Source organism: Providencia sp. TYF-12, assembly GCF_041344805.1.
In the GTDB taxonomy this organism is placed as follows: Bacteria; Pseudomonadota; Gammaproteobacteria; order Enterobacterales; family Enterobacteriaceae; genus Providencia; species Providencia huashanensis.
The window spans coordinates 1,305,363-1,315,740 of sequence record NZ_CP166833.1 but is presented as its reverse complement, the minus strand read 5'-3'; the positions used below and the strand labels follow the sequence as shown (position 1 = coordinate 1,315,740).

At 34.5% G+C, this 10,378-nt stretch carries 4 protein-coding genes; 1 reads left to right on the top strand and 3 read right to left on the bottom strand.

Annotation, left to right across the window (positions count from 1 at the left end):
- Positions 1–164: 164 nt before the first annotated feature.
- Positions 165–1,103: a filamentous hemagglutinin N-terminal domain-containing protein gene (locus tag ABE954_RS05765; protein WP_042848169.1), complete on the top strand. Its 939-nt coding sequence runs from the start codon at positions 165–167 to the stop codon at positions 1,101–1,103.
- 75 nt (positions 1,104–1,178) lie between these two features.
- Here the strand turns inward: ABE954_RS05765 and ABE954_RS05760 are convergent, their stop codons facing one another.
- From ABE954_RS05760 to eno, 3 genes are all read right to left on the bottom strand, one after another.
- Entirely contained in the window at positions 1,179–2,564 is a 1,386-nt protein-coding gene (locus ABE954_RS05760) for a DASS family sodium-coupled anion symporter (RefSeq protein ID WP_042848171.1), read from the bottom strand.
- Positions 2,565–2,863: 299 nt separating this feature from the next.
- Positions 2,864–8,818 (bottom strand): TcdA/TcdB pore-forming domain-containing protein, encoded by a 5,955-nt coding sequence (locus ABE954_RS05755; protein WP_371025793.1) that lies wholly within the window; start codon positions 8,816–8,818, stop codon positions 2,864–2,866.
- Positions 8,819–9,048: 230 nt separating this feature from the next.
- The gene (eno, locus tag ABE954_RS05750) at positions 9,049–10,350 is read right to left on the bottom strand and encodes a phosphopyruvate hydratase (RefSeq protein ID WP_042848174.1); all 1,302 of its coding nucleotides are present in this window, start codon (positions 10,348–10,350) and stop codon (positions 9,049–9,051) included.
- Positions 10,351–10,378 lie beyond the last annotated feature (28 nt).

Sequence of the window (10,378 nt, the reverse complement as noted above, 5' to 3'; positions counted from 1 at the left end):
ATTCAACTAAAAAACAAAAATAAACAAATAAACCCCATACAGTCACCATGGGAAATAACTGATATTTTTTATTATCATGGTGTTTTTTTTGTTATTTTAAAAACCTTACTTTTAAGTATAATCAACACTGTTCAGGAGTCATTATAATAGCAAGGAAGTTATATATGAAATTAATAATTGTAAAAACCGCCACATATCTAAGTTTATTTCTACCTTTTATTTCTAACTCAACCCCTCCCAACATCGATAAAGCAAAAGTCATTAACATTGAAGCTCCACTTAAAAACCATATTTCATTCAATACTTTTGAGAGTTTATCTTCCAATGAAGACGGTTTAGTTTTTAACAATGATATAAACAGCAATAGCAATCTTAATAATAAAGCTGCCAAGCTTATATTTGCTGAAGTAACAGGAAATGAAGAAAGCCAATTACAAGGAGTTTTAGGCATAAAAGGCCAACGGGCTAACCTAGTTATCGCAAACCCAAATGGTATTTCATGGAAGAATGGCATAACTAATAATATAAATAGTTTGTCATTAGTAGCAGGAAAGTTTGAAAGGCAATATATCAAAAATAAAGAAAAAGATAACCAACTTGAACCAAAAAAGTTAGAGGACTACAGCCAACTAAAGTTTTCAACCCAGCCAGATAGCCTTGTCACCATTACTCAACAACAAGGTAACCCTATATTATTGTCAAAAATAAATGTATTCGCTGACCAAATAAAGCTACAAAACACTCTCAATATCAATGCAGCTATACAAAATTATATTAGTGCATCCGGTATCGGTACACTGTCACCTAGTGAAGCAGTCATTAAATATAGCTCAAAGTTTAAAACAGACATTCCTTACATCCAAGGAAACCAATTTGAACTGGACGAACAAGCAAAATTAACTGGGAGAAATATTACACTTGAGAGCCATCAGTACCAATGCCAAGATAACTTCCTTTGCCCACAAAATAAAATTGATATTAAAGGCCTTATCAGTGCAATGAGTCTTTCAGTACGTGGAGACGGTGATATTATGCTTTCAGATAAAGGTGCTATAAAGATAGGTAAAAACCAACAAATACTCATCGCTCAGCCACCCCAGTAATACCAATCTTACGAAATAACAAACAAAACGGCCTCCGAATAAGAGGCCGTGTGTTAATTCAAATTTGGGCTTAAGTTACATCCAAACGAACCATGCAAACAGTGAAATCACTATGATACAAGCAACGTTCAACACTGCCCCAACCCGCACCATTTCGATTTGCCTAATATAGCCAGAACCGAACACAATTGCATTTGGTGGTGTCGCAACTGGTAACATAAATGCACAAGATGCACCAATACCAATGATCATTGTTAATACAATAACTGGCATACCTAATGCCTCAGCAACTGTCGCAAAAATAGGCACTAATAATGCCGCACTCGCTGTATTACTGGTAAATTCGGTTAAAATGATGATAAAGGCTGTGACGGCGATAATAATCACAAACCAGTGACTTTGGCCAAATGTTAATTGCATCCAATCTGCCATGATGCGGCTCGCACCTGAAGAGCTTAAAATTGCGCTCAGGGTCAAACCTCCACCAAATAACATTAGCACGCCCCATTCAGTATTCTTTTGAATTTGCGCCCAACTAGCTACGCCAGAAATACCAATTAGGATCGCGGCACTGACTGCAATAATAGTATCTAAGTCTTTAACACCACCGAATGCATCACTGATAAATGTACTAGTGATCCAACATACAACAGCTAATAAGAAAATAACCATTGTTGTTATGCGTTTACCATTCCATTCCACGTGTTCTAATTCAATTTCAAAACGGTGTTTAAGATTAGGACGCAGCATCATATACATCAATACAAACATCATTGGCAGTAATACCACCATGATAGGAATACCGTATTTCATCCATGATAAGAAATCTAACCCTAATGCAGCAGCTGCGATCGCATTAGGTGGGCTACCAACAATGGTTCCCAAACCACCAATACTGGCACTATACGCAACACCCAATAATACAAATACAAAAGTGTTACGTTCATGGCGAACATCTAGGTTAGATAAAATACCCAACACTAACGGTAGCATCATAGCAGCAGTTGCAGTGTTACTGATCCACATCGACAGTAAAGCTGTAACGCCAAATAATAATAAAACAGCAACAGACAAGCGACCGCGAGCTGCCATCAGTAAACGATTAGCAATTAGCCTGTCAAGACCTTGAATGTGCAATGCTGTTGCTAATGCAAACCCACCAAAAAATAAAAAGATAATTGGGTTCGCAAAAGATTTCAGCGCATCACCTGTATTCATTAACCCAAGCACTACAGCGAGAATTGGAATACATAAAGCAGTGATTGTAACGTGAATAGCTTCGGTCAACCAAAGCACGCCAATAAAGACCATCATAGCGAGGCCTGCATTAGCTTTGTCATCAAATGGCAAGTATTTCAACAGTAACAGCAATAGTACGATATCAACCGCTAAGATTATCCAACCCCGCTTGTTTGATGGACCAGGCCCTACTGCTGGTGTTAAAGATTCAGAAGCATCCATGTAAACTCCATAGCTCGGAAGCAAATTCAGTTTCGAGTTTTATTGTTAATATTTATTTACGAGAAGTGAAATATAGAGTTAATTTATTAGGATGAAAATGTGGATACTCCAAAATTGCGATCTATGTTGTGTAATTTAGCTATTTTTTCATTGTAATGACAATAAATAATCGACTTTATCGATTAAAGTAGCTTAGATATGCTGCCCTAAGTCCCCGATAGAAACAAGCCTCGCTAAGCTTAGCATCTTATGTCAGCCAGCCTAACAACACTGGCTGTATTTTAATCCATAATTAACAATTACTGTTTTTCATTAAATAAAGAAAAAACCTGTTCAGATGTATGTTTTTGAAGATGTTGATTTGTTGCGTCACTGGTTAAAAATGATTTTTCACTGCTAAAAGGCGCCATCACTTCAGTTAACCTAGATATACTAAGATCACTAAACTCCCCTTTATAAGGGGCACTCTCAAGCTTTTTTCTTAAACTAACTTCAGTACTCAATCGACTTTCAAATGATGCTTTCTGAATCAGTTCATCCACGTTGTACGAAGCAAACTTATTAATACAGTTTATCTGTAAATGTTTATGAGTTTGAGATTGTTCTCCGAAAACTTGGCGTAACATTAATATTGTCCCCGTACTGGGGTCAGTTAAAAGCAGATCATCATTGTACTGATTTACTAGTAAAGAATCTAAATCATCAACAGGCAAAGAGATTGTATCTATTAAAGAGTCATTTGCGTAATTATCAATAACAATTACCTTATAGTGCCGCCAAACAGATCTGATTAATACATACCTACCTAGTCCCTCACCTCCGCTCAATACTAAATTTTTAACATTAGAAATGACTGGAGGAATAAGTATTCCATTCTCTTTTTTTGCTTGGATAATTAATGATGTCCCCACAGGGCTAGGTTTATTCTCACCATTTAAAATTACATCATGATAAAGTATTTCATCATTTTCTGTAAAAAGAAGCACCCCTGAATTGACTCTTTTGACACTTTTAAACTTAGTATTAGGATGTAATTCAATAATAGAAGGCAAGCTAGAAACCTCCTTAATTTGGTAACCGGAACCAAACGAGTCTCTTAACTGCTCAGGAGTTGCGTACTTTTGTATGTAAATTTTACGACTAACTGTATCAAAAATAAGTACACCGGAGTCGTCCTTATTTCTACCTAATAATTTTAGTGTGTTTCCTGTTAACAATTCTTGGGCGATAACAACTTTGTTATCTACATACCATGCAGGTACCGTATCCTTACCATTTGACGATTTAATACCGAATAATGTCAGTATAGGCAAGTCACCGAATAATTCATTCAAACTATCCCACCAAAAAGGGTGTTGCTCAAACCAAAAAGTATTAAGTGCGACTTGATGTGATTTCCCATCTGCATTTATTTGATAGACTATTCCATAAACATCTATGGCTAAAATACTTTTTTCCCAAAGAATAACATTTTTTAAATCAGGTATCTCAATACTCTCCATGACTGATGACGTTGAGTTTAAATTTTGTTTTTCAAAACTTTCTTGGCGATAGATTATTTTATTCTTATCATTATAAAAATAAAATACTTTATTTCCTTTTTCATCTAACAAGCCCCCCACTAAAAATAAATTAGAAAGTAGAGATGTGTCTTCTTTAGTCGGATTTAATGATAAACCACCTCTTTCTCTTATAGAATTATAATTAGGAATTATTATTTTATCATTTTCTATAAAATACCAATAACGCTGTGATACCTTACCTTCACTTTCTTCTGATATCATAACTACTTTTGCTAATTCAGAAGTAGTAGAGTTTGATACCCGACCATTGTCTGTAATACCTACCATATGTTCAGCTAAAAAAGACACCGTTTTATTTGATGATATCTTATCAAATAATTCAGAGGGATTTTCTTGTGATATCACATCAATGGTAATACTCAACAACTGTATTTTATTATTATAAAATAAGTGGGTAGTTTTAACTAAATTACCTTTTACCATTATTTCACATGAAATATAAATACTTTCATCCTCTTGCCATATATCAATAATTTCAATTGAAGCAGTTTCCGGATAGGTCATTTTATACTCAGATAGAATATCTCCGGAGCTAATATCAACCCCCAACATTACATTACTTTTTAATACATAAAAGTATGCCACTTCGTCAAGTGCCGTTCCAAGGACCATATTATTATTTTTATATTTTTCTGAATTAATGAATATAAATCGTTCTTTATCCATTTCAAAAAAAGCACGCCCGACGTTTATCTCATTGTGTTTATAATTTTCTATAACTATATATTTTTCATATAATTTATTTTCATGAGATAATTGTCTAAGATGACTAACAAGCGTTTGCTGACTATTTCCCCATTGACTCGCATCTTCACTGACAACACTCACTGTTAATGCTTCAAAATTTACTTTGCTCAACTCATTATTTTTATCTAATACAAAAATATTATCTTTATTTAAATAAGATGAAATTTCTATTTCAACACCACCGATATTCAGGCCATTTTCCAGAACCTTAATGCTTGGGTTATTCAGTTGCTCTGTATTTATCACCCAACGAGATGCCTTCCCATCATCATCCATTAACTTAATTTTAACGCCTTCTTGTATGCTTATTTGATATTCACCCCCACCACCTTGGATTTCATATTTTATATACCCATGCCATTCCTTGGCTAATTTTGGAACAAATAAATACCTATATTGTTTATCTAACCTAACTTCAATTGGTGTATCAACATATTCATGGTAAATTTGTGTAATTGTATTCTCACTCGGGAATATATAAAAATCATAATCAAAGTTATCTTCATTTTCTAGGCGCCTAATCACATCAAAACCGCAATCATGGCGCATTGTTGCTCCTGGCCATAAGTTATAATTATATTTAATATACGATTTAGGTATGACTGGCAAAATTAGCGCTTCTACATTTTCGGTCTCTAATTTATGTACCTTATTTTGATAGCCTATCCCATCACGAATATTAATCGCTTTATCTTTATCAATTACCATTGTAGGGAAATTGCCACCCCAAAAAATATAATTTCTCCTTCCACCACCGGCTGATACTGAACTGGTTCGATAAATATATTGGCTATCAAACTCAATTTGCTTCGACCTTAAATCAATTTTTCTAAATACCGCACCAAAACGAGGCACTAACGCTTTTTTGTCACTTAAATAATCATATCCATTACCTTTATAAGCTTGATCAAGAGCATAAAAATAACGACCAACTGCTTTTGCATTATCACCTATAATAGCAAAATTACGTGCTAGCCCCGCAAACCCAATGCCAAGTCCTGCGAATATAACACTCGCACCTCCCAAAGCCATCGAGGTACTCGCTGCACCTAAAAAACCTGCCCCCGCACTACCAGCCCCTGCAATTAGCCCTACTGAATCAAAAGCTAATTGAGTACCAAACACCACTTTTTGAGATTCATTTTCTGCATGTTCTAGTTCATAAATATCAAAGCCAACAACTGCACCATTAAAAATTAGCCCTACACCTTCATTTGCTACATTAGCTAAAGAAAAAGAAAAATCACTAATTACCATCGCCGATGTATCGGATTCTTCGATTAATACTGTTTTAACTAATTCCGTTATTTTCACTGCATCGGTCATTGTCCCATGAGCCGTCATCGTATAGTTAACATAGCTATGCAATTTAAGTGCTAATGATAAATTAGAGGAGTTCTCGTTATCTTCACTCAACTTTTTCGTTCTATTTTCAGCCCATTGAATTATAGATTGTATTGCTATTCCCGCATTTAAGCCTTCAATAGGTACTGTATTGATATCCCCCCCTTTTGGAACCACTTTATTTTCATTAATATAATAATATTGCTCAAATGCCAGCATATTTTTTTCATAGTAATTTTTAAATGCAATTAATGAGCTGTCTGTTGTTTCAGCCCAATAGGTTGATTGTGGATCATCTTTATTAATGAATTGAATCCGATAGTGGTTATCTTCAATTTCCTCGATATTTGAAAATAAAGGAAGCCAACTTTTTCCTAACCGATGTTCAGATGATATTTTTTCTATCGATTTACTTAGTGATTTCCCCCACTGCTGTGCATCTAAAATAGTAAGTGATGTTTTTAACTGAATATCTACTTCGACTATATCCTGTCGTTCAATTAGTTGAACAACCGATTGTTGGCGCTCTGAAGCTGTACTGAGAGACTCTACATCACTTAAATTGTCAACATTTAAATAATTACCAACAGGAACTAATGCCATATCATCATTGACAATTGTCAGCACTGAAAAAGTAGGCGTACTATCTGTACCAAAGGCAGAATAATACTTCGCCATTTGGTTATCTATCATAAACTTATTTACCGCAGAAAAAAGAGATTTGCTTTTATCAAAAGAGAATAACCCAAAGTTAGGGTCATAAAAATAATATAGTGTATAACCATCCGTAACTGTTTTACCAATCAACATGGAATGTGTTCTTGTATTTACTGCAAACATCATATTTTTTTCTTTTAAAGTTAATAAATTTTTTATGTCATTTAAGTCCATATATCCATGGGGAATTGAAGCCTCTACTGCACTAATATTAGAATGTAATTTAGCTAATGCTGATTTAAACAAAACAGAATCCGTTTCGTTGGGGGTTGCTGAAGCAACAAATAACCTATCAATTAATAAATTAGCGCCCTTTGTTCCTCGGTTTGATAATGCAACTGACATGGCCCTAACTAATGGATAACACCGCCCATTAGATGTATCATCAGCTAGCATCAAATAGAAATCTTGTGGTGCAAGGCGATTTGTTATACTACCATTTAAATAAAAAAGCTCGCTAATTTTTTCCGTTTTATTTAATATATTATCGATATATTCTTTATGCTCAGACTCTTCTATTTTTTTATATAACGCCCCTCTATCTAATGCAGTTAAATTTTGATTTACATATATTTCTTTCATTTGTAGAGATGTCATATCATCCCTAACTAAAGCTATGCTAATCTCACTAAATTTTTGCATCCCATTATTAAAATCTATTTTGAATTTTATATTAGCTGAGTTTTTGTGGATATAAACCAAGTTATGATAACGGTTTGTAATTAAAAGATCAGACTCGATATTTCGTCGTTTAATTGACTTACGTTCAATAACCCAATCCATCCCTTTTTTTTCTTTGACTTGATACCACAGCCAACTCCGCTCCGCATCCCGAGTTTCTATAAGAAGCGATTCATATTGTTCTGTTATAAATAATAAATATATTCTATTTTTGGCTGTTTTTGTTTTTAAAACATTAATTCTATTTCTTTCTTTTACCTTGTTAAGACTTAATGATTCTAAATGTTTTAATTCAGATTCCCATTTTTTTAAAAGCTGTTTAAGTAAGATTGAGTCAGACTTAATTTTATTGCTTATATTATTTATTATTACCACCCAAGGATTAGATGCTAAGTTATCTAATGAAAAATCGTCAAATTCAAAATTATCTTTATTTATATCATTTGTAGGAATATTATATAGCTTTGCTAAATTCAATATTCTCTTGTGTAACCTACCCCTATATTCTATAAATTTTCGCTTTTTGTATGATAGAAAATTAACACTTGCATGATAGCTATCTAATGGTTTATTTTCATCTCGAAAAATAGGGATAGCAATATTGCCCTCTATTTTATATTTTTGCTTTTGTAATAAAAGTTGCCATTTACCGTTAATATATTGCATATATGCTGTGGCAATTCCTCCGTGACTCCCTTCTACTCTATAGTCATTATAGTCAATAGCCATAACGACATTATCATAGAGGATAGAACTATTAGTTCGCCTATCTTGATAAACCCGATAACTCTCTGAATTTAAGTCAGTTACTATTATTGAGTGACCTGAAAGCGTCCCTGTAAATAAAAACTTTATTTCTTTTGCATTTTTAGGGATATCTATATAAATAGGTCGCTTATTATTATCGTTTATTCTGTTACACCCTAAAAAATAACTTTCAATACTTTCTCCATCCCTAAGTACGTCAGAACCACTGGCATATTCCATACTATAAGCGCCATCCGCAACCTTAATGAATTGTATTCGACCTTCTGTAAATGGCTGCTCAAAATGTGTTATGCTATCAGTATTAATGGCATTTCTTTGAGTAAACTCGATAAAATTAGACGTAATTAAATTAATATCATTGCTTTTAATTAGTTCTTTTCCTATTTTTTTTTGCGCATCATTTATTACAATCATTAAATACCCATCCCTATTGAATACAGGTTAAAATTAATATAAAAACAGTTAAACACTATTAGTTATAAAAAATTTAAGCAATAACTCATTAGGTAATAGAACTAAAATAAGAACTAATTCAGCTGGTAGAAAATAATATATTAATTATTTAAATTTATTATCTATGAATAGTAGATAAAAAAGGGAAGCCTAAGCTTCCCATGTAATAATATTATTAAGGTCAAACTAAATTAAGCTTGGCCTTTCACTTCTTTCAGGCCATTGAATGGCGCATTTTTGCCTAATGCTTCTTCAATACGAATCAGCTGGTTGTATTTAGCAACACGGTCAGAGCGGCTCATAGAACCGGTTTTGATTTGGCCTGCTGCTGTACCTACAGCTAAATCTGCAATAGTTGCATCTTCAGTTTCACCTGAACGGTGAGAAATAACCGCAGTATAACCGGCATCTTTCGCCATTTTAATTGCAGCCAAAGTTTCAGTTAACGAACCGATTTGGTTGAATTTGATCAGAATAGAGTTAGCAATACCTTTATCGATACCTTCTTTTAAGATCTTAGTGTTCGTTACAAATAGGTCGTCACCAACCAATTGGATTTTGTCACCAAGTACTTTAGTTTGGTATGCGAAACCGTCCCAGTCAGATTCGTTCAGGCCGTCTTCGATAGAAACGATTGGATACTGTTTAGTCAGTTCTTCTAAATAGTGAGTAAACTCTTGTGAAGTAAAGGTTTTGCCTTCACCTTTTAACTCGTAGTTACCCGTTTCTGCGTTATAGAACTCAGATGCTGCACAGTCCATCGCTAGAGTAACGTCTTTACCTAATACATAACCAGCTTGTTCAACGGCTTCTTTAATTGCGGCTAAAGCTGCTGCGTTTGATTCCAAGTTAGGAGCATAACCACCTTCATCACCAACTGCTGTATTCATACCTTTAGATTTAAGTACTTTAGCTAAGTGATGGAAGATTTCAGAACCCATACGAACCGCTTCTTTCAGTGTTGGTGCACCAACAGGCTGGATCATAAATTCTTGGATATCAACGTTGTTATCTGCATGCTCACCACCATTGATGATGTTCATCATAGGTAAAGGCATAGAATATTGACCATGAGTACCATTCAGATCAGAGATATGCTCATACAGAGGCATGCCTTTTGCTGCTGCTGCTGCTTTTGCGCTTGCTAAAGAAACAGCCAGAATTGCGTTTGCACCAAATTTAGATTTGTTTTCTGTGCCATCAAGGTCAATCATGATTTGGTCGATATTGGCTTGATCTTTTGCATCTTTACCAGTTAGGGCTTCTGCGATTGGGCCATTTACAGCGGCAACTGCTTTCAGAACACCTTTACCCAGAAAACGTGCTTTATCACCGTCACGCAGTTCCAGTGCTTCACGAGAACCTGTAGATGCACCTGATGGTGCAGCTGCTAAACCAACAAAGCCGCCTTCTAAATGAACTTCAGCTTCTACAGTTGGGTTACCACGAGAGTCAATGATTTCACGGCCGATCACTTTAACAATTTTGGACATTAGGTTTTCCTCAGTACAAGTTAAATTT